Origin of the sequence: Providencia sp. PROV116 (assembly GCF_028482485.1) — a bacterium.
In the GTDB taxonomy this organism is placed as follows: Bacteria; Pseudomonadota; Gammaproteobacteria; order Enterobacterales; family Enterobacteriaceae; genus Providencia; species Providencia rettgeri.
The window spans coordinates 41349-62856 of the sequence record NZ_JAMPQO010000006.1 but is presented as its reverse complement, the minus strand read 5'-3'; the positions used below and the strand labels follow the sequence as shown (position 1 = coordinate 62856).

The following is a 21508-nucleotide window of genomic DNA, read 5'->3' as shown; positions in this document are numbered from 1 at the left end:
ATATACGTCTTTCATACTGTTAGATGAAAATATCGACATTCTAACGACTTTACTTGGGTTATATCCCAATTTTTGCTAAATTTACGTTCTAATTTTATTTGAGTTGAATAAGAATATGTTGGTTTTTAATAATCAAGAAATAGAAACAGATGCGCAAGGTTACCTGCTTGATAGCCAACAATGGAGTGAAGAATTAATCCCTTTACTCGCGCAGCAAGAAGATATTGAAATTACTAATGAACACCTAGAAATTATCCGTTTCGTCAGGAATTTCTACTTGGAATTTAATACCTCACCGGCTATCCGTATGTTGGTTAAAGCAGTTTCTCAACAATTTGGGGAAGAAAAAGGCAATAGCCGCTATTTATACCGGCTATTTCCAAAAGGCCCAGCTAAGCAAGCCACTAAACTTGCTGGCCTGCCAAAACCGGTGAAATGTATTTAATTTATTGCTAATAGCGGACACTAAAATCCGCTATTGGCTCAGCTTTCCAATTTTCGGTGAAAAAATGGTCTATCTTTGCTCCCGGAGGACCACCCGCTTTCAGCCAGTCATCAACAAACTCAATATCTTGCTCTGAGCCATAAACAGCTAACTTAACGCTGCCGTCATCCCGGTTACACACAAAGCCTTTTATGCCATTCTGATTAGCCCAATGATAGGTTTGGTAACGAAACCCAACCCCTTGAACACGACCATAAATATAAAAATAACGACCAGATGCAGTCATGTGAGCCTCCATTGTCAGAGCATATTGTATTGATACCTTCTTTTAACAGTTGTTTTTTATTCATTGAACAGATAATCTGCTAAATGAGGCACTGCTTTTGATAGTTACGTATAAAGACAGTGTATTGCGTTATTGATAATTGTCCATATCTTAGCTTGAAAACGCGTAGCACTGCCCATATATAGTTTGAAGTATAAGCAAGGCTTTTAGGAGGTCGCTATGATGATCACCAGTAAATATGGAATCGGGCAACAAGTTAGACACAAACTTCTCGGCTACTTAGGCGTTGTTGTAGATGTAGACGCTGAGTATTCGCTCGAACAACCACATGATGATGATATTGCCGCTAACAGCACACTACGCGATCTACCTTGGTATCATGTTGTTATGGAAGATGACAATGGGGATGCTGTTCATACTTATTTGGCCGAAGCTCAAATTACCTATGAAACCGCAGAAGACCATCCAGAACAACCATCAATGGATGAACTAGCGGAATCAATAAGGTCTCAGTTGCAAGCACCTCGCCTTCGCAACTAACCTGCAAATATCGATATTGTTATTTATGAACGCAACCGTAAAGCAGCTAACAAGCTGCTTTACTTTTTAATGCTAAAATGTAGTTTATTTTTCAAGGCCTAATGCAGGGATTTCTTGTTTTGGGCATTTATCCATAACAAACTGTAAACCTGCCTGCAAAGCGATTTTTTGCGCTTCTTCGCTAATCACGCCTTTTTGTAACCACAAAACTTTAGCTTTTACTTCTACCGCTTCCCTGGCTACTCCTATTGCAGCTTCTGCATTACGAAATACATCGACCATATCAATAGGCTCTGGTATATCACTAAGCTTTTCGTATACAAGCTGCCCTAATAAAGTTTGCCCTGCCAATTTTGGGCTCACTGGAATAACGGTATAGCCTTGATGCAAAAGATATTCCATAACTTCATAACTCGGCCTATTTGCTTTATCACTCGCCCCAACTAAAGCGATAGTCCGAACACTCTTTAAAATTTCAGCAATTTCTTGATCTCTCATCAAAATATCTCCCAAAATCTATAAACTATTCATTAGCATTATGATATATGTTGTATATCTTTGCTCATTCAATTTTTAAAGATGTCTATCTCGCATCTTATTTAAGGGAATATCATGGAATCAACTACCCGTAAAATTACAGCCTCAAAAAATATTGCTTTGGTTGCCCATGACCACTGTAAACCCTCATTATTATCTTGGACTAAGAAAAACAATGAACGGCTTCAAACTCACAATTTATATGCAACAGGAACAACCGGTAATTTAATTAACCAGCACACTGGATTGCCAGTTACCAGTATGTTAAGTGGCCCAATGGGGGGAGACCAACAAATAGGTTCAATGATTGCAGAACAAAAAATCGACCTATTGATTTTCTTCTGGGACCCTCTTAATGCAGTACCTCATGACCCAGATGTTAAAGCTTTACTACGCTTAGCCACAGTTTGGAATATTCCTGTCGCAACCAACCCTGCAACCGCTGATTTTTTAATTACCTCCCCCTATTTTGATAATGCGATAGACATTGTTATTCCTGATTACCAAAGCTACTTAACTAAACGGACTAACTAATCTATCAATATTAAGCGCCACAACATTCTGGCGCTTAATACAAAATAAGATTACCTTAAGGTTTCTTTTGCTTTGGAACACCCAATTGCTTGAGTTCATCAACAAATTCTGACGGCTTTTCTGGATGATAAAGCAACCAAACTCGCTGCTTAGCCCGTGTTAATGCAACATATAGCAAACGTCTTTCTTCTGCATGGTCAAAATCTTCTGGCTTAGGCAGTAATGCTTGCTCAATAATTGATTCTCGCGCAGGAGCAGGGAAACCATCCTTTCCACTATTCAAACCACAAATTATCACATGGTCTGCTTGCTGCCCTTTTGAGGCATGAATAGTCATAAACTGAATATTTAATTTTGGCCAACGGGTCTTGGCTTTACCTAATATATTAGGTTTTAAATAATGATAGCGAGCGAGCACTAATATCGTTTCATCATCAAGAACATAACCACTCATTTTATCCAATAAACGTTCCAGTGCATCTTCATACAGAAGAATAACGGATTTTTTATTTCCTTTAGTTAAGCTATTCAATGGCTTATCTAACTGCATAGGGTTTTGTAAAATAAACTGATTAGCAACCTCACCTATACGCTCATTAAAACGATAAGTTGTGTCTAAAGCGCAAAGTTCTCCAATACCAAAGTTATGTTCAAACGATGTGGTTAAGTCTAATTCTGCGCCACTAAACCGGTAGATAGCTTGCCAATCATCTCCAACAGCAAATAACGTTGTTTGCTTATTCTGCTTGCGTAGTACTTGCAATAACTTAGCGCGAAGAGGAGAAATATCTTGAAACTCATCAACTAAAATATGTTTCCATGGGCTAATAAAACGCCCTTTTTCTAGAATATTGATGGCCTGATGAATTAATCCTGAAAAATCAATTGCGCCTTCATCTTTCAATGCGCTTTTCCACGCTTTCAATAACGGCGCCATTAAACGAATACGTTTTTGGAAAAGATCTCTTATTTCTTCCGCCGTATTCTCAATCATGTCCTTCTGGCTACCACCATGCATACGCATTAAGCTTAGCCAACGGTCTAACCGAGTAGCGACTTTAGTGCTAATTTTTTCGTCTTTCCAGAATTCACCGTCTGGAATTTTCCATTGTAACCCTTCAGAAAGCCATTCACGCCACCCTTTTGCTTGCGCTTTCTTAGCCGAACATTGTTCCCGCCATTCATTTAATAATAATGTATGCCGTTTTTGAGTATCTGTTTCTAACTCACTAATCACGGGCGATTTTTTGCTACCTTCACGAATAATGTGTAAAGCAAGAGCATGAAAAGTTTTTGCTTCAATATCTTGTTGTAGGCATGAGTGAATACGTTCGTTCATTTCATCCGCAGCTTTACGACCAAAAGCCAGCAAGAGAATTTGTTCTGGTTTTGCCAAACCTCGCAAGATAAGCCAACCCGCTCTGGCGACTAGGACTGATGTTTTACCACTTCCAGCCCCCGCCAGCACTAATACATTATCCTCACCATTGATCACAGATAAGGACTGAGAATAATTGAGAGGTGATGTTTCTACTTGCTGGAAAAAATCGTGATAACGAACTAAAACAGACTCACACCAATAGTCATTAATTTGTTTTCGACATTCTTGGCTGTTATTTAGCCAATTCAGGCATTCTTGATACTGTGATGCACAATTTTCAAACAATGAAATGCGTGCTAAAGGCATAGGCAATGATGAGAACTTTTGTGATATTTTATCCTTTATTTCAGCCAATTGATGTAATGTCAACCAATGATCTTGCTGAGTCAATTGTTCAATCGTATTAACTAACTCAGTCAATACATGAGCACTGATTTGACTCATTTCAGTGCTCCATTGCTGCCATTTTTCATTTAAATAATGGTAAAAGCGCTGAGTTTGTTTCCATTCCGTGCCATGTAAACGAACAACCTGTTCATTCACAATTTCAAATTCTAACTCCCCCCAAACAATCCCTCTCTTACAACGAAGATCAATGAGTTCATTAAATGGGATAAGATATTGGTGGTTTTCACCACTGACTTCAATACCTGCGTTGAGTAAGCGAACCCGATTGTAGGGATGCTGAGCCAGACGCTGTCCAATCTGTGTTGATTTCAGTTCCATACGTCCTGCACCTGAGAAAATCAATGACAAAAATACGGTTGGCTTGATTCCAAACGGTTTTTTATTCCTTGCAAACAAGCTATCCTATATAGATTAAGGCTTGTCTTACCTTTGAGGTACTTTGTGTTAACACTGCTTACCAGTTATCGTCGTGTGCTATATAACAGCCATATTTTATATTATATCCGAATATTTATAGCCCTGACAGGCGCAACCTTAGTGCCATGGTTGTTAGGTCAAGAGCCTAAAATCACCATCCCACTCACATTGGGTGTCGTTGCTGCAGCACTAACTGACTTAGATGATAGGCTAACTGGTAGAATAAAAAATTTAATTATTACACTTTTTTGCTTTTTTATTGCATCTGTTTCTATTGAACTTCTTTTTCCCTATCCTTTATTTTTCTTTTTTGGCCTCGCATTTTCTACGTGTGGCTTTATTCTTCTTGGTGCTTTAGGACAGCGATACGCTACCATCGCATTTGGTGCACTATTAATTGCCATTTATACCATGCTCGGCGTACCCATTTTTGATACTTGGTACCAACAACCCGCATTATTACTGACAGGGGCAATTTGGTATAATATTTTAACCTTGATTGGGCATATTTTATTTCCTGTAAGGCCATTACAAGATGCAATAACCCAATGTTATCAGCAACTTTCAGCTTATTTAGACGCAAAAGCTAACTTATTTGATCCTGATTTAGAAGATGACTACCAACGCTCTGTTTATGATTTAGCATTAGTAAACAGCCACTTGGTTAGCACCATGAACCAAGCAAAAATTGCATTATTGAGTCGATTAAAAGGGGATCGGGGACAAAAAGGTACACGAAATTCGCTACAATATTATTTTGTTGCTCAAGACATTCACGAACGAGCAAGTTCATCCCACATACAATATCAACAGCTTAGCCGCACTTTACGTCACTGTGATATTTTATTTCGTTTTCAACGCCTATTAACCATGCAAGCGAGAGCCTGCCAACAAGTTGCTCAATCTGTTTTATGGCGTAAACAATACCAACATAATCCTCGTTTTGAACGTACCTTCGCTTACATTGAAAAATCGCTACAGCTACTAAAACAGCAATCGCCTGAACTTCATGAAATTAAAGCCCTGTATAACCTACTTAAAAACTTAAAAGGAATTGATGTTCAGCTTAAAGGCTTGAGCCTTGAGCAAAGTGCATGGCAGCAAAATAATAAACAGATAGAGCAGTTATCTGATGAATCGTTATCAGGTATTAGTGATATTATTTCGCGGGTTAAGCACCATTTAACGCCAAAATCATCTTTATTTCGTCATGCAGTAAGAATGTCAATTCTCCTTTGTACTGGCTATATTATTATCCAACTATTTGATATGGAAAGAGGATATTGGATATTACTCACTAGCTTATTTGTATGCCAACCTAACTACAGCGCCACTAAACGCCGCTTAGCCCTTCGCATAATAGGAACTATTGTTGGTATTCTCATTGGTTTACCTTTGCTGAATTTAATCCCCTCAATGGAAGGGCAACTTACGCTAATCGTTATTTCTGGCTTACTGTTTTTTATGTTTCGCAGTAGCCAATATGCCCAAGCAACATTATTTATCACACTTCTTGTTTTGTTTTGTTTTAATCTATTGGGCGAAGGGTTTGATGTTGCACTTCCACGGATCATTGACACATTAATAGGTTGTTTTATCGCATTACTTGCCGTCAGCTTTATTTGGCCAGATTGGAAATTCCGCCAACTCCCCCAAATCATTCAAAAAACCATGGATAGCAACTGCCGTTATTTAGATGCTATTTTACAGCAATACTACCAAGGTAAAGACAACCGCCTTGAGTATCGAGTTGCTCGTAGAGATGCACACAATAATGATGCAGAGTTTGCATCGATTGTTTCCAATATGGCTTCTGACCCTAAGTCTTATCGAATCACCCAAGAACAAGCATTTCGCCTTCTTTGCTTAAACCATACTTTACTCAGTTATATTTCAGCATTAGGTGCACATCGTGAAAAAATGCAAAATGAAAGTAATCTTTCATTACTCAACGACGCTATTTGCTATGTTGAATCGTCCTTGCAAATCACAACCATTGACCCATTAGTTATTGATGAAAAGTCAGATAAACTTCGCCATAGTCTATTACACCGCATAGATGATATTTCAACAAGTGATGACGAAAAAACGTTGCTTATCATGGAGCAAACTAAGTTATTACTTGAACTAATCCCTGAGATACAGCAAATCATTCGTACTATCAGTGCGACATAAATATACCGATGAGCGGGTATTAAAATTCTCAATACCCACTCATCTTCATATAGCGTATATGTAATATTGATTATATTAATAGTAAAAGTCGTTTTCAGTGAGTTTAGGCTGACGTCAACTCAAAGCTATTATACCAAGCAATTAGCTCTTGTTTGATATCCTTAGGCAAAACAGCACTATGACACCCTTCTATTGCAGCTGCTAAGCCAATTAGTAGCTTGATACTGGGGTTATTCCTACCATGTTTTTTTAGCTTCATAAAACAAGCCTTTGCGCCCATCATGCGCAAATCATCAACATGAGCCACACCAATTTTCCCTAGAGCACGCTCAACTGACATATTCATATTGGGTAAATCCTTTATACGCATGGTCATTGATTGCTTTTGTTTTAATTCCTCGATAGCTGAACGGTACGCCAACGCAATATATTGGAGAAACAAAACTTCGTCATACCAAACTTGTTCCGAAAGTTGATAGTACCGCATTTCCAATGGAATCCCTTTTTTACTATAAACTAACCGATTAAACCCTAACGCTTCAAAGTGGCTCCTCGCCACTAAACAACCACGCAAATAAAAACAACCATCAAGTACCAGCCCCACAATTGCATCATCGACTAGTAAACAAAATCCACCAAAATGATTTTTACGTTTTAATGCGCCAAATTGACTTAACAAACCGGATAAATAAAAAATTTTTTCTTCTTCTAACAACATTACCAAACTCCTTTTTGGGTATGCTCAATTTTCATCCTTTAGAAAATTAATTTTATAATTTCTTTTTTTACAGATAATTACGCGTAACCAATTTTGAGAGTTTCCATAAAAAATGCCAAGAAGAATGCGGAGAAAAACAACAAAGTTGCGAAGCGCTTTGAAAAAATAGTCTTGATATTGGATGGATATACAGTTACTGTATGTTCATACAGCATTGTAACGAGGTAAATTATGAGCATCTATTCTTGGAACAACTCAACAGAACATTCTCTTAATAATTACGCACAATCAATCCCTGCTACAGGGCTTACCAATAGCTCTATGCAACAAGGTATGGTGAGCGAACTTGTTTACGATGAAAAACACCCTATTATGGATTATATTTTATTACCAATGCTTCGTCAGTTTGGGGTTCAATCGCGCTGGTTACTTTGGCTAAGTCCAAATAAAAGGCTAAGTAAACACTGGTTAGAACAATCAGGTATACCTACTCATAAAGTTATGCAATTAAATCATATGGAAGATATCACTACGATTGATGCCATGGAAAAAGCACTAAGAAGTGGTAATTATAGTGTGGTTCTAGGGTGGCTACCGGAAATAAGCGAGCAAGATTTTGTTCGCTTACAATGTGCAGCTCAAGAAGGTCGTTCTATCGGTTTAATTATGCGTCCACAGGGAACATATAATATTGTTAGTACACATGCAGGACAGCCAAACCACTTAAAAATTCACTCAAATCATTATCACTAGCTAAGATTAAGAATTTTCTTACTAAATTTAACCTTTAGAAATATTTATCTCTAAAGTTAAATTAAAAGTATTGTAGATCAATCAGATAGATAAAAAATAATCATTACGAAAAATATACATATCTCTCTGATTTATACACTAAAAAAATACTTTTTTTAACGATTATTGCTCACTCTACTTGTATCTTTTTAAGTTCGTTGTAGACTTTAGCTTGTTCGGCTTATGGCATTATTTTTTTACTTTTATTATTTTTTTGTAGATAATGTCTGCGAAACCTAGCAAGTAAATTAAACCAATGGCATATAATAAGGCTCAGCGAAGCCAAGCCAATATTGGATGATAACGAGGCGTAAAAATGAAAAAAACAGCTATCGCAGTAGCAGTGGCAGTAGCAGCTTTTGCAACCGTTGCACAAGCAGCTCCAAAAGATAACACTTGGTATACCGGTGCTAAATTAGGTTGGTCTCACTATGAAGATACTAGCCTGAACCCAGCAAAAACTGGTACAGACTATGCAGGTTGGGGCACTGTTGGTAACAGCACTGACCGTGACACAATCGGTGCAGGTGCCTACGCTGGTTACCAATATAACCAATACTTAGGCTTTGAGCTAGGCTACGATTGGTTCGGTAAAATGAAATACAAAGGCGCTGGTAACAGCGGTGACCTGAAATCTATGGGTGTTTCATTAACTACCAAATTAAGCTATCCAATCATTGATGACTTAGACGTTTACACTCGTTTAGGTGGTATGGTTTACCGTACTGAAGCTAAAGCTCACCAAAATGGCGAACGTTTCAAAGAAACTGACACTGGCGTTGCACCTGTATACGCATTGGGTCTTGAGTACGCAATCACTCCAGAGTGGGCGACTCGTTTAGACTACCAATGGGTTAGCAACTTAGGTGACAAAGACAATATCGGTACTCGTCCAGACAACGGTATGTTGAGTGTTGGTGTTGCTTACCGTTTCGGTCAAGCTGATGCTCCAGTTGTTGCTCCAGCTCCAGTTGTAGCTCCAGCTCCAGTTGTTGAAAACAAACGTTTTACACTGCGTTCAGACGTTCTGTTTAATTTCAACAAAGCAAGCCTGAAACCAGAAGGTCAAGAAGCTCTGAATGAGCTGTACAACGAACTTAGCAGCATCGACCCAACTCAAGGTCGCGTACTGGTAGTTGGTTTCACTGACCGTATCGGTTCACAAAACTACAACCTGCCACTGTCACAAAAACGTGCTCAGTCTGTAGTTGACTACTTAGTTGCTAAAGGCGTTCCAGCTAGCGCAATCGCTGCAGAAGGTCGTGGTAAAGAAGATCCAGTAACTGGTAACAAATGTGACGATGTTAAAGGCCGTGCTGCTCTGATCGAGTGTTTAGCGCCAGACCGTCGCGTTGAAATCGAAATCCAAGGTACAACTGAAGTTGTAACTCAACCAGGTGCTTAATTCTTAGCCCTAGTTTGAATTTCGAACTGAACATAAAAACCCCAATTAATATTGGGGTTTTTTTTTACTATTAGAATAATAGGAACGATATAACGATATAACGATATAACGATATAACGATATAACGATATAACGATATAACGATATAACGATATAACGATATAACGATATAACGATATAACGATATAACGATATAAAAATTCACTTTAAAATAAATATCTCGTAATAAAAGCATACTACTTGAATACATACAACAGTAATGAGCCGCGGACCTTTGTTAATTATCCTTTTCCTTTGACGTCCCGAGGATCGCTTGCAAATCTTGCTTTAATGAGCTCATCTGACTCTCATATTTATCTTTATGTTCCGCATCTTCAATCAACTGAATAATAGTTTCAGACAACGTTTTATTACGCTTCACTGCAAGATTAGACAAACGCTGCCACACCGAAAAATTTAAATCTATTGATTTCTTACGTGTATGGGGATGCTCTGCATTAAAATGACGTTTACGCCTCGCTCGAATACTCTGTTTCATTCGATTATCAAGCTCAGGATTCATATGCAAAGTGATCCACTTTAGTACATCAATCGGTCTATTTTCCATTTTTAGCAGCAAGTCTATCGCTTCTTTTTCTGCGCTTCTTTCTATATAACGGGTAATAGCTTCACCACCTCTTGCTTTATTGACGAGGTATTCCCATTTCCAGCCACATTCAAGATTTTCAAGCTGCTGATATTTCATAATTTTTCCTGAAGAAAATTGAACCTATCTTTATATTAGCAAGATTATAAACAAAATACTCAAGCAGATATTCGATTTAGTAGAATATTCACTTTTTCAGTAAAGAAGACAACCTACCCTTGTGAAAATAGTGTACAATCTGCCCCTATCTGTTAACAAATTAATAAAACTGCATGTCCACATTTGAATACATACTCGTCATCTATGGGATTGGCGGAGTATGCGCAATGCTATTTACCTTACTCGTTACAAAAGACCCGAACTGTTTTATGCGTTTATTGAGCGCCATACTTATTGGCTTAACTTGGCCAATGACACTACCTATTGTGTTTATGTTTTCGTTATTCTAGTCGATAATTCAACAATTATTGCTGCAAGATTGCCTATCAAAGGCTAATATATCAGGCTTGCCCATTGGGTAATGAATTAGCCTGAATTTTGTTTATAAAACAAACAATATTATTTAGCAAATTTATTAAATAAACCTTGTTCAGGCATATACGCCCAGCTTATTGGCAGGCATTTTATTTATAACCCTATTAATAGCAGATAATTATAGTGATCAGTCAAGAACTAACATGGCAAGGCCTAATTCCTAACTTATCGTCATTTCAGACGAAATTTGTATCTTCAGAAACGTTGACTCCTGCAATTTTATCAGACATTCAGCCTAGGCTGTCTGATGGCATACAACATTTTGTTGATGAATTTGCCCAAACACGCTTTATGTTTATCAAGTCTGATGAAAGTGAGGCATATCTTAGCCTTTATGCTAATGCAATTACCCCCTTGCTAGCAGAGATCAACACCATTGATGGTGATTATCAGTTATCTGAAGATAACCGACTTTTTCAGTGGAAAAATGGTGTTAAAAGCCGCTTTTCTTCTCGTGAAAAAATCGCGTACCGTAATTGGATAGAACCTGAACAATTATTCGGCTATGTCACCCCGTCCTTGAATTTAGTACCTGGCTTACTTCATCAAATCAATGGCGGTGTATTAGTTATCGCAGCTAGTGCATTAATTAACCAACCTTTAATGTGGGCTCGCTTAAAAAATATGGTTAACCGTCAACAATTTGAATGGTTGCCTTATTCTGAAAATCAACCTTTACCAATTGAAATTGAGCCACAGCCCTTAGAACTTAAAGTTATTATTGTTGGTGATCGACTCGCTTTAGAAGAATTTGAATTTACAGCACCGGAGTTATTTAGCTGCGCTATTTATGGCGAATATGAGCCTGTTATGTTCTTCGAGGATGAAGAGCAATTGGCCTTATGGATGCGTTACATAAAATCCATTATTGATTCGAATAAATTACCGAATATTTCGCCTGATGGTTGGCTTCCCTTTATCCAACAAGCTGTACGTTACTGTGAAGATAAATTTAATCTTCCTCTTGATATTCTTTGGTTAGTTCGATCTCTTGTCGATGCCAGCCATTACCATGTTAACCATTTGCTTACTCAAGAGTCATTTAATCGAGCAAACGAAAATCGCCAATGGCGCCACAGTTTTCTTGCTGAACGTACTCAAGATGATATTTTACAAGAACAAATCTTTGTTAAAACCGAAGGCGAAGTCATCGGGCAAGTTAATGGTTTGTCTGTTTTGCAATACCCGGGGCACCCAGATGCCATTGGCGAACCTTCGCGAATCACCTGTGTTGCGCATTTAGGTGATGGTGAATTTACAGATGTAGAACGTAAAGCCGAGCTAGGCGGTAATATTCATGCCAAAGGCATGATGATTATGCAAGCCTATTTAAATTACGAGCTTAAATTAGAACAACCTCAGCCCTTCTCCGCCTCTATCGTCTTTGAGCAATCCTATGGTGAAGTTGATGGTGATAGCGCATCGCTCGCAGAGCTGTGTGCTTTAATTAGTGCATTAGCTCTACAACCTATTGATCAGCAAATTGCCATCACCGGTGCGGTTGACCAATTTGGTTATGTCCAACCTATTGGTGGGGTAAATGAGAAAATTGAAGGCTTCTTCGATATCTGTGAAAAACGAGGATTAACAGGCAACCAAGGTGTCATCATCCCAATGGCAAATGTGCGCCATTTATGCACCAAGTCTGCTGTCGTTGAAGCAGTACAAGAAGGCCAGTTCCATATTTGGCCTGTTGAACATGTTGCTCAAGCCATTACTTTACTCACTAAGCAGCCTTACTTTGAACAACAAGCTGAAGAGGAAAATGTACACCTGTTAGCTTTAATTCAAGAACGTATCAATCAGGCCAATTCACCAGATAAGACTAGACTTCCTTGGTTCTTAAAATGGATAAGTTAAGTAAAGATTGCGTAAAAAATAGCAGATCGGAGTTGTTCAGCGTACAAGTGTACGCTATCCTGTAGCCCTACACATAATAAAGGCTATCTTAAGAACATGGTTGAAAAACGCGGATCCTACACAAAAGATGATTTAATTGCTTCTGGTAAAGGCGAGTTATTTGGAGAAAATGGTCCTCCATTGCCATCAGGAAACATGTTGATGATGGATCGTATCGTCAGTATGACTGAAGATGGCGGTACATTTAATAAAGGTTATGTGGAAGCTGAACTGGATATTAATCCAGACCTTTGGTTCTTTAGCTGCCACTTTACAAATGATCCTGTCATGCCAGGCTGTTTAGGCCTAGATGCAATGTGGCAGTTAGTTGGCTTCTACCTTGGCTGGCTCGGCGGTGAAGGTAAAGGGCGTGCGTTAGGCGTTGGCGAAGTTAAATTTACTGGCCAAGTTCTCCCTACCGCGAAAAAAGTCACTTACCGTATCAGCTTTAAACGCGTGATCAACCGTAAACTGATTATGGGTTTAGCAGACGGTGAAGTATTAGTTGATGGTAAGTTAATTTATACTGCAACAGACTTAAAAGTGGGTCTTTTTAAAGACACCAGCGCATTCTAAGCTTTGAAATGCAAACCTCCGCAATGGCGGAGGTTCTTAAATTGATTGATCTCTTTAACTTAAAAACCCAAAAATACGCAAAAAAATCAGTACAGGCTATTTAACCTAAAGGATCAAAGAATATGGGGATTATACTACCGCTACGGTTCGGTCCTCCATCGCCTTTCGCCAACCACCTAGCCAATGCGACCGAGCATCTACTGCTTGATATGGGCACATCTCTTTAGAACGCCCCGCTAAACCTGCTTGATAACCTCTTGATAAAGCTCTTTCTAAACGGTCTCGCTTCTGTCTTTTCATGCCTTACTTCCCTCATCATTTAAATGGAAAAGAAAACAGCACCTACTATTTTTTAATAGGTACTCTATAGAAATAGCGCCCGTTGATAAAAAAATCAAGTAAAGATTTTCATATATTTGTCATAAATAGCATAAGTGTGACTTGTATGTGACAATTAGCATAACTCATTGATTTAAATTAAAAATAAAAACATTCTTTTATTTATCATAATATTAGCGAATAAAAGAAGTTATTGTTCACTAATATATAAATTAAAAGAATATCTATATTTGATAAAAATAATAATGCACCTGAAATATATAAAACTACATATATTCAAGGTGCATTTAATATAATTTACTTAAATAGTTGCCAATAACTAGTATTTATCTATTTCTTTCGCAATACTCTCAGCCACTTGCTGCCACCCCATCGATAACGTACGGACTAACTCTGGATAGCCATCTTCATTTTGATCTAACTGTACATCAAAATTACGGCGGATCACGTTGTTATCATGAGAGTAAGTCCAGAAACCTTGCACTAATACTTTCCCGTCATACCGCCCATTAAAGGCCGTTAAAGTGATATCAAGTGTATCCGGTGAGTTCTGTAATGGCTGCAACGATACCAATTTTTCAGGTAATGCTGCAGATAATTCACTCACCATCGACTGCCCAAGTTGTTGCTCTAATGGGCTAGCCCATAAGTGGGTACTTGCATTGGTATAACTGACATCTGTCGTTTGGTAGGTAATACCATTTGATGTCAGTACATCCGATAACATAATACGCTGCAACCATACTTGGCCTTTATCCATCACCTCGGCAGATTGTATCTGAGGAGTTTTCATTGGCAATTGGTAGTACTTTTTCTCTGGGGTACTACTACAAGCCGCCAATAACAAAACAAATATCGATAATAAATATCTCATTATTTTTTCACTCCTTTAGGCTCAACATCCTTCGTGGGTTCAGCTTCAAAAACTAGTGCATTACTCTTATTATTCAAGGTACGTAAAAGTGGCTGAACTTCTCTCAATACTTGGTCTAAACGCTGCATGTTATCCACCATTTTATTATAAGCTGGTGAACCAGGTTGGAAACCTTGCATTGCTCGGTTCATTTCTTGCAGCGTTTTTTGCAAGTCATGAGGTAAATTCTGGAACTCTTTACTCGCCATCACTTTGTTAAGCTGTGCTAACATAGCATTAGCTTCTTTAACAACTTTCTGCCCTTCTGCCAATGTTTGTGTGGTTTGATTAAGCATCGGTTCAATTGGCATATTGTTAATTTTATCTAACACTGCAATGACTTTTTGTTGAATTTGCGCTAACCCTGCACTGGTTGTTGGGATAATTTTATAGCCAGCAACCACCATTGGGCCTTTATAAGGCTCTGCATTTTGCACAAAATCCAAGTCAACAAATAATGCGCCAGTTAGTAAATTTCCTGATTTTAATGATGCTCTCAAGCCATCTTTCAATGCTAAATTTAATTCATTTTTTAAATTAAAATTCTTGCCAACATCTTTAGAGAAACGTTCTGGCTCAATATGAATCAAAACAGGAATTCTAAAGTCATTATCCAGAGATTGGTCTAAACCTTCCGTATAAAAAGGCACTTGTGCAACAGTACCTAAACGAATACCCCGGAACTCGACCGGCGCGCCTGGTTGCAAGCCTCGCACTGAGTCGGAGAAAAATAAGACAAAATCTTGATACTGTGTATACAAAGAGTTTTGAATACTGCTTTGGTTGTCAAACAGTTGGAATTCCGTATTTTCCTTCACATTCACACCTGGAACCCACCCCGTTGGAACATCAAAACTCACACCACCGGTAAGCAGTGTAGCAATTGAGCCCATTTCAACGTGAACACCTTGGGATGACATATCAAAAGCAATACCACTGTCTTTCCAGAAACGTACATTTGAACTAATCAATTTATCATACGGCGCATTGATAAATAATTGGTAGCGCATATCACGCTTATCCATATCAAAGTTGCTAGTTTCAACAGAACCGACTCGGTAACCACGGAATAATACAGGGTCACCCGGGTTTAATTGCCCTGCCTTATCACTCACCAGTACCACACGAATGCCCTTAGCATCTGGTGATGCAAGAGGAGGGGTATCTAACAGAGTGAACTCGAAATGCTCTTTTGCCGCTAACCCCGGTTGAAGCTCAATATAAGCACCTGAAAGTAATGTGCCCAGCCCAGTGACGCCATCACGCCCGATTGTTGGTTTTACAATCCAAAATGCGGAATCGGTACGTAGCAACTCTTTCATTTCATTGTTCAAGCGCGCTTTAATGATCACTCGACTAAAATTATCATCGAGTGTCACGCTTTCCACAACGCCAATATCAACGCTGCGACTTTTAATTTTCGTTTTACCCGCTTCTATTCCTTCAGCATTGTAAGTGATTAATGTCACTTCTGGGCCTTGGTTGCTAAAGTGGTAAAATAAGACCCAAGCACCAAGCAAGAGCGTCACTATTGGGATCACCCATACAGGCGACCAACTTTTTAGCTTGCTAATTTTGGCATTGGCCTGTGGTGTTTCTTTATCAGTCACCCGATGACTCCTTCTTGTTCAACAGTATTTACTGCATTTTTTCTTTCACAGCGGTCCCATGTTAATCTAGGGTCAAAGGTCATCGCTGCAAACATTGTGAGAATAACAACCACACCAAAGAAAATAATCCCCATCGCAGGGACAATATTCATCAATTGCCCCATTTGAACCAAAGAGGCTAAAATAGTGATAACAAACACATCTATCATTGACCAGCGGCCGACATATTCCACCAGCTCATAAATAAAGTGCATACGATGCGGGTCGCGATTACCGTACCCTTTAGAATCTAGGCAAAGCCACGCAATTCCTATCATTTTCAATGTAGGTACCATGATACTGGCCACAAAAATCACCATGGCAACAGGATATGACCCGTCTTCCCACAACAAAATCACACCATCAATAATCGTCGAATTTAATGCCGTTCCCAATGTATTAGTAGTCATCATTGGCAACACATTAGCAGGGATATACAACATAATTGATGTGACTAAAAGCGCCAAAGTCCATTGTAAACTTTGGTTTTTTCGTACACTACCATGGGAGTGACAACGTGGACATTTTGATTGTTCGGCAGGTAAAATCGCCGTACACACTAGGCATAAACGTACATCTTGCTTAATACCTGTCTGGCCCACGATTAACCGCCTATCTAGCTTCGGAGCCGCTTCAATTCGGTTCCACAGCCAATGGCGATCTAAGCATTGAAAAGCCCTTACTTGTAGCATGCAATACGCGCAATAAGGTAAAAAGCTTAACCCGATGCCAATATCACCGTAAGCTATCAATTTAACAAAACTGACTAAGACCCCCGCTAAAAAAATCTCAGCCATACACCACGCTTTCATTTGGAACAAAATGCGGGTTATCACCACTTTGATACTTTTAGGAATATGAACTTGTAACCCTAAAAGAATAATTGTGATCATGCAAAATGCAGGAATAATCAATGAAAAAAATAGAAAAAAGAGTGCCAGACCGCTATAACGTGTGGTTGCTATAATTTCAATTATTTGAAATAACGAAATTTCATTTTCAATCCCTGCGGCCCCCATCTTAACAAAGGGGAATAAGCAGGCAACAAACAGCATAATTAATGCACTGAAGGCATATGCTGCTGGCTGCTTATACGGATATCGCCACTTTGAGACCAATGTGGTCTCGCAGCGTGGACACGTTGCCTTGCTCCCTTGCTCCAATTCAGGGACTGCAACCAACATGTCACACTGAGGACAAAGCACATGTTCATGAGACTCATGGTTGCACAAAGTGTATTTGCTCCTTTAATTAAAACGTAATTAGCCGTTTTTCAGCAATTCAAGCTCTTGCCAACGGTCAAACGCTTGCTCTAACTCAGCTTCTTTTGCCGCTAACTGACTCAGCGTTTTTTCTGTTACATCATGTGGTTGGTTGAAAAAATCAGCATCACCAACTTGAGCTTGCAGCGCTTCAATTTCACTTTCAAGTTGTTCCAATTTTGCTGGTAATTGTTCCAATTCACGTAATAAATTGTAACTGAGCTTATTTGAACGTTTTACCGTTTCTTTCGATTTCGTCTGCTTATCTTGGCTAGCCACTTTACTCGTTTGTTCTGCTTTCAAACTCACGGTTTGTGCTTTTTGCTGTTGAGCATCGTAATACCCACCAGCAAAACGGTTAATAACCCCATTACCTTCGAAGATCCAGCACTCTGTCACGCTGTTATCGACAAATTCTCGGTCATGGCTAACCAGTAAAACCGTTCCTTGGTAACCATCAACTAATTCTTCAAGTAACTCTAAAGTTTCGACATCAAGGTCGTTAGTCGGTTCATCGAGGATCAATAAGTTACTTGGTTTTAGGAATAAACGCGCGAGCAGTAACCGGTTACGCTCACCGCCTGAAAGTGCTCGAACAGGTGTCATCGCACGTTTTGGTGGGAACATAAAATCTTGCAAATAGCCTAGAACATGGCGTGGCTTACCATTTACCATGACTTCTTGTTTGCCTTCTGCCAAGTTATCCATCACGGTTTTATCTGGGTCTAATGCCGCACGATGCTGGTCGAAATAAGCAACTTCCAACTTAGTACCACAATGCACTCGTCCGCTGTCTGCTTGTAAATCCCCTAGCATTAAGCGCAACAATGTTGTTTTACCACAACCATTTGGCCCAACTAAAGCGATTTTATCACCACGTAATACTTGAGCTGAAAAATCTTTTACCAGTACTTTATTATCAATCTGGTAATTCACATTTTCCATTTCAAATACAATTTTACCAGAACGAGCTGCTTCACCGACTTGCATTTTCGCTGTGCCCATCACTTCACGACGCTCTGAACGCTCTACGCGTAGCGCTTTCAGTGCACGAACACGCCCTTCATTACGAGTACGACGCGCTTTAATACCTTGGCGGATCCACGTCTCTTCTTGGGCTAATTTACGGTCGAATTCTGCATTTTGCATCTCTTCAACACGCAAAGCTTCTTCTTTGTTCACCAAGTAGTCATCATAATTACCCGGCCAAGAAGACAATTGCCCACGGTCTAAATCAATAATACGGGTTGCCATATTGCGGATAAATGAACGGTCATGGGAAATAAATACGATACTACCTTGGAAATCTTTTAAGAAATTTTCCAGCCAAAGAATTGTTTCAATATCTAAGTGGTTGGTTGGCTCATCTAAAAATAATACTCTCGGGTTACTCACTAACGCACGGCCCAAAGCCGCTTTACGTAACCAACCACCTGATAATGAAGACAGTTCTGCATCCGCAGGTAAACCGAGTTTTTTCAGGACATCACTGATACGAGAGTCTAATAACCATAAATTACGGCTATCCAACACCTCTTGCAATTCAGCTAATTTATTTAAATTTTTCTCGCTCGGGTCAGTTTCGACCTCTTTCGCAACATGGTGATAATCTTTGAGGTACTGAGCTTGTTCTGCAACGCCTTCAGCCACAAAATCAAAAATAGTGCCTTCAATATTACGCGGTGGATCTTGCTGTAAGCGAGCAACAATCAAGTCTTGCTCGTAAATTAATTGGCCATCATCCAACGGCTGCTCTTTCGTTAACACTCGCATTAATGTCGATTTACCCGCACCATTGCGACCAACTAAACACACACGTTCGTTATCTTCGATATGAATTTCGGTATTATCCAGTAATGGGGCATCACTAAAGGAAAGGTATGCACCCGACAAATTAATTAAAGCCATTGATTCTATCCTTACTCTGCGTGGCTAATTAACCAGCAGTTATGTATTTGACGGTTACGAGCAAAATCTTCTGACAGTGTTTTAGCTGTGATTTCTTGTGCTTGTAATCCTAATTCTTTAATTGCTTCAAGATCCATTTTGAAACCGCGTTTGTTATTAGAAAACATCACGGTTCCACCACGGCGCAATAACCGTTTTAGATGGGTAATCAATTGGATATGATCCCGTTGTACATCAAATGTACCATCCATGCGTTTTGAATTTGAAAATGTTGGCGGATCAATAAAGATCAAATCAAATTGTTCCCGGCTATTTGCCAACCAGCTCAAGCAATCCGCCTGAATTAAACGATGCTGACGACCTGTTAGCCCATTCGCTTGTAGGTTTTTTTCAGCCCACTCAAGATAAGTACGTGACATATCGACGGAAGTGGTGCTTTTCGCGCCACCAAGCCCTGCATGCACAGTGGCAGTACCGGTATAACAGAACAAGTTTAGGAAATCCGCATCTTTACTCATTTGGCCTAACATTTTACGGGCAATACGATGGTCAAGGAATAACCCCGTATCTAGATAGTCCGTCAAATTCACCAACATTTTTGCATTGTATTCTTGTACTAAAAAGAAATCGTCTTTTTGGGCTAATTTCTCATATTGCTGCTTACCTTTTTGGCGCTGGCGTGTTTTTAACACTAGCTGATTCGATGTCAGTTCTAGCACATTCATTGTTGCGGTGATCACATCAAATAAGCGTTGACGAGCTTTACGTTCATCAACGGTTTTTGGTGGTGCATATTCTTGAATCACCACTTTATCGCCATAAATATCAACCGCAACATTGTATTCCGGTAAATCCGCATCATAAACACGGTAACTATCAATACCTTGTTGTTTTGCCCATTTACTTAATTTCTTGATATTTTTACGTAAACGATTTGCAAAATCAGGTGAAATTTCCGCGATAGTTTCTGACGGTGTAGCCGCTAATTGATAATTCTTTTGAACGCAATCTAAAGGACCATTCTTGGCCTTAAATTCACGCTCTGAACGCAGTTGCAAACAGCTAAGTAACTCAGGAGAAGCACTAAAAATCGATAAACGCCACCCAGGGAAGCGGGCCTTCACGATACGCCCTAATTGGCTATGTAGCGCAATTAAAGCAGGCTCACTTTCTAAACGCTCACCATAAGGCGGGTTACTGATAATTGTTCCTATCGTATCGGTGTTAACTGGGTTTTCCAATGCTGCGGCATCACCTTGCTTAAAGGTGATTAAGTCTTGTAACCCTGCACGGCGCGCGTTCGCACGAGCCATTTCAAGTACACGCTTATCAATATCAAAACCATAAAAACGTGATGTCGTCTCTTTCAAACCTTGGCGGAAACGAACTTGCGCTTCTGTGGTTAATTCACGCCAAAGTTCCGCGTTAAATTTCGACCATGCATAAAAGCCCCAATGAGTACGGTGTAATCCCGGGGCTTTATCTGTTGCCATCATTGCAGCTTCAATTAACAGTGTTCCTGAACCGCACATCGGATCGACCAATGGTGTACCTTGTTGCCAACCAGAACGGTTAATAATTGCTGCTGCCAGTGTCTCTTTTAAGGGCGCTTGGCCTGCCAAATCACGGTAGCCACGTATATGTAGCGAGTCACCACTTAAATCGAGTGCCACACTGGCTCTTTCTTTATTAAGGTAGACGTTGATACGAATATCTGCTTGCTGGCGAGCGACATCAGGGCGCTGGTCTAGCTTGCGTACGAAGCTGTCTACGATAGCATCTTTAACTTTCAATGCACCGTATTGGCTGTTGCGAATTTCTTCGTTAGTCCCTGTAAAATGAACAACAAAGGTATCATTGACGGAGAAAATCTCACTCCAGTCGATAGCTTGTACACCAAGATACAAATCTAAGTCACTGTAGACGTCAAAATCATTCAGTGGCAATAAAATACGCGATGCCAGCCGACTCCACAGTAGGCTTTGGTACATAACACGTTCGTCGGCCTGAAAATAGACACCCCCCTGGGCCACTTTGCATTGGCTAGCGCCAAGCGATTCTAATTCCGTTTTCAGTAGTTCTTCAAGGCCGCGAGCTGTGCTGGCAAACAGAGAATTCATAGTATTTATTACCAATTTGGATGA

20 protein-coding genes are annotated in these 21508 nt (G+C 39.5%); 9 read left to right on the top strand and 11 right to left on the bottom strand.

The window, feature by feature from the left end; genetic code table 11:
* The first annotated feature begins 115 nt into the window (after positions 1–115).
* Positions 116–445 carry a TusE/DsrC/DsvC family sulfur relay protein gene (locus PSE72_RS05820; protein WP_004256090.1) on the top strand — a complete coding sequence of 110 codons (330 nt, stop codon included), beginning with the start codon at positions 116–118 and terminating at the stop codon, positions 443–445.
* 7 nt (positions 446–452) lie between these two features.
* Here PSE72_RS05820 and PSE72_RS05815 read toward each other — a convergent pair whose 3' ends face one another.
* A complete protein-coding gene (locus PSE72_RS05815; protein WP_184957450.1) occupies positions 453–731 on the bottom strand; it encodes an acylphosphatase in 279 nt (92 codons plus the stop codon).
* Positions 732–950: 219 nt separating this feature from the next.
* Here PSE72_RS05815 and hspQ point away from each other — a divergent pair, with 219 nt between their 5' ends.
* Positions 951–1271 carry a heat shock protein HspQ gene (gene hspQ / locus PSE72_RS05810; RefSeq protein ID WP_181937016.1) on the top strand — a complete coding sequence of 107 codons (321 nt, stop codon included), beginning with the start codon at positions 951–953 and terminating at the stop codon, positions 1269–1271.
* 84 nt (positions 1272–1355) lie between these two features.
* On the opposite strand, the gene PSE72_RS05805 is transcribed toward hspQ, so the two are convergent.
* A complete protein-coding gene (locus tag PSE72_RS05805; protein ID WP_109911070.1) occupies positions 1356–1769 on the bottom strand; it encodes a CoA-binding protein in 414 nt (137 codons plus the stop codon).
* Between the two features lie 114 nt (positions 1770–1883).
* Between PSE72_RS05805 and PSE72_RS05800 the strand changes: the two genes are divergently transcribed.
* Positions 1884–2342, top strand: a complete 459-nt coding sequence (locus tag PSE72_RS05800; protein ID WP_004909663.1) for a methylglyoxal synthase — start codon at positions 1884–1886, stop codon at positions 2340–2342.
* Between the two features lie 55 nt (positions 2343–2397).
* Here PSE72_RS05800 and helD read toward each other — a convergent pair whose 3' ends face one another.
* Positions 2398–4449 carry a DNA helicase IV gene (helD, locus tag PSE72_RS05795; protein ID WP_115167621.1) on the bottom strand — a complete coding sequence of 684 codons (2052 nt, stop codon included), beginning with the start codon at positions 4447–4449 and terminating at the stop codon, positions 2398–2400.
* 123 nt (positions 4450–4572) lie between these two features.
* Between helD and yccS the strand changes: the two genes are divergently transcribed.
* A complete protein-coding gene (gene yccS, locus PSE72_RS05790) occupies positions 4573–6723 on the top strand; it encodes a YccS family putative transporter (RefSeq protein WP_147281948.1) in 2151 nt (716 codons plus the stop codon).
* A 103-nt stretch (positions 6724–6826) separates the two neighbouring features.
* On the opposite strand, the gene PSE72_RS05785 is transcribed toward yccS, so the two are convergent.
* Positions 6827–7441 carry a TfoX/Sxy family DNA transformation protein gene (locus PSE72_RS05785; protein WP_115167622.1) on the bottom strand — a complete coding sequence of 205 codons (615 nt, stop codon included), beginning with the start codon at positions 7439–7441 and terminating at the stop codon, positions 6827–6829.
* Positions 7442–7672: 231 nt separating this feature from the next.
* Between PSE72_RS05785 and sulA the strand changes: the two genes are divergently transcribed.
* Both sulA and ompA read left to right on the top strand, forming a co-directional pair.
* Entirely contained in the window at positions 7673–8194 is a 522-nt protein-coding gene (gene sulA / locus PSE72_RS05780; RefSeq protein WP_115167623.1) for an SOS-induced cell division inhibitor SulA, read from the top strand.
* A gap of 355 nt (positions 8195–8549) precedes the next feature.
* On the top strand, positions 8550–9638 hold the full coding sequence (ompA, locus tag PSE72_RS05775; RefSeq protein WP_109911065.1) for a porin OmpA: 1089 nt from the start codon (positions 8550–8552) through the stop codon (positions 9636–9638).
* Positions 9639–9915: 277 nt separating this feature from the next.
* Here ompA and matP read toward each other — a convergent pair whose 3' ends face one another.
* Positions 9916–10383, bottom strand: coding sequence for a macrodomain Ter protein MatP (gene matP, locus PSE72_RS05770; RefSeq protein WP_004909648.1), 468 nt, complete (start codon positions 10381–10383; stop codon positions 9916–9918).
* A gap of 173 nt (positions 10384–10556) precedes the next feature.
* On the opposite strand from matP, the gene PSE72_RS05765 reads away from it, so the two are divergent.
* From PSE72_RS05765 to fabA, 3 genes are all read left to right on the top strand, one after another.
* Complete coding sequence (locus PSE72_RS05765) at positions 10557–10733, top strand: GhoT/OrtT family toxin (RefSeq protein ID WP_004909646.1); 177 nt, start codon at positions 10557–10559, stop codon at positions 10731–10733.
* A gap of 208 nt (positions 10734–10941) precedes the next feature.
* Positions 10942–12678, top strand: coding sequence for an AAA family ATPase (locus PSE72_RS05760; protein WP_115167624.1), 1737 nt, complete (start codon positions 10942–10944; stop codon positions 12676–12678).
* A 96-nt stretch (positions 12679–12774) separates the two neighbouring features.
* Positions 12775–13293, top strand: coding sequence for a bifunctional 3-hydroxydecanoyl-ACP dehydratase/trans-2-decenoyl-ACP isomerase (fabA, locus tag PSE72_RS05755; RefSeq protein ID WP_115167625.1), 519 nt, complete (start codon positions 12775–12777; stop codon positions 13291–13293).
* A 129-nt stretch (positions 13294–13422) separates the two neighbouring features.
* Here the strand turns inward: fabA and rmf are convergent, their stop codons facing one another.
* From rmf to rlmKL, 6 genes are all read right to left on the bottom strand, one after another.
* Positions 13423–13593: a ribosome modulation factor gene (rmf, locus tag PSE72_RS05750; RefSeq protein WP_109911062.1), complete on the bottom strand. Its 171-nt coding sequence runs from the start codon at positions 13591–13593 to the stop codon at positions 13423–13425.
* Between the two features lie 358 nt (positions 13594–13951).
* Positions 13952–14506, bottom strand: coding sequence for a membrane integrity-associated transporter subunit PqiC (gene pqiC / locus PSE72_RS05745; RefSeq protein ID WP_109911061.1), 555 nt, complete (start codon positions 14504–14506; stop codon positions 13952–13954).
* On the bottom strand, positions 14506–16155 hold the full coding sequence (gene pqiB / locus PSE72_RS05740) for an intermembrane transport protein PqiB (protein WP_115167626.1): 1650 nt from the start codon (positions 16153–16155) through the stop codon (positions 14506–14508). The genes pqiC and pqiB overlap by 1 nt, the downstream gene beginning before the upstream one ends.
* Positions 16152–17426: a membrane integrity-associated transporter subunit PqiA gene (gene pqiA, locus PSE72_RS05735; protein ID WP_004909631.1), complete on the bottom strand. Its 1275-nt coding sequence runs from the start codon at positions 17424–17426 to the stop codon at positions 16152–16154. Before pqiA ends, pqiB begins: the two co-directional genes overlap by 4 nt.
* A gap of 30 nt (positions 17427–17456) precedes the next feature.
* Positions 17457–19364 (bottom strand): ABC transporter ATP-binding protein, encoded by a 1908-nt coding sequence (locus tag PSE72_RS05730; protein ID WP_115167627.1) that lies wholly within the window; start codon positions 19362–19364, stop codon positions 17457–17459.
* An 11-nt stretch (positions 19365–19375) separates the two neighbouring features.
* Positions 19376–21484 carry a bifunctional 23S rRNA (guanine(2069)-N(7))-methyltransferase RlmK/23S rRNA (guanine(2445)-N(2))-methyltransferase RlmL gene (gene rlmKL / locus PSE72_RS05725; RefSeq protein WP_109911057.1) on the bottom strand — a complete coding sequence of 703 codons (2109 nt, stop codon included), beginning with the start codon at positions 21482–21484 and terminating at the stop codon, positions 19376–19378.
* Positions 21485–21508 lie beyond the last annotated feature (24 nt).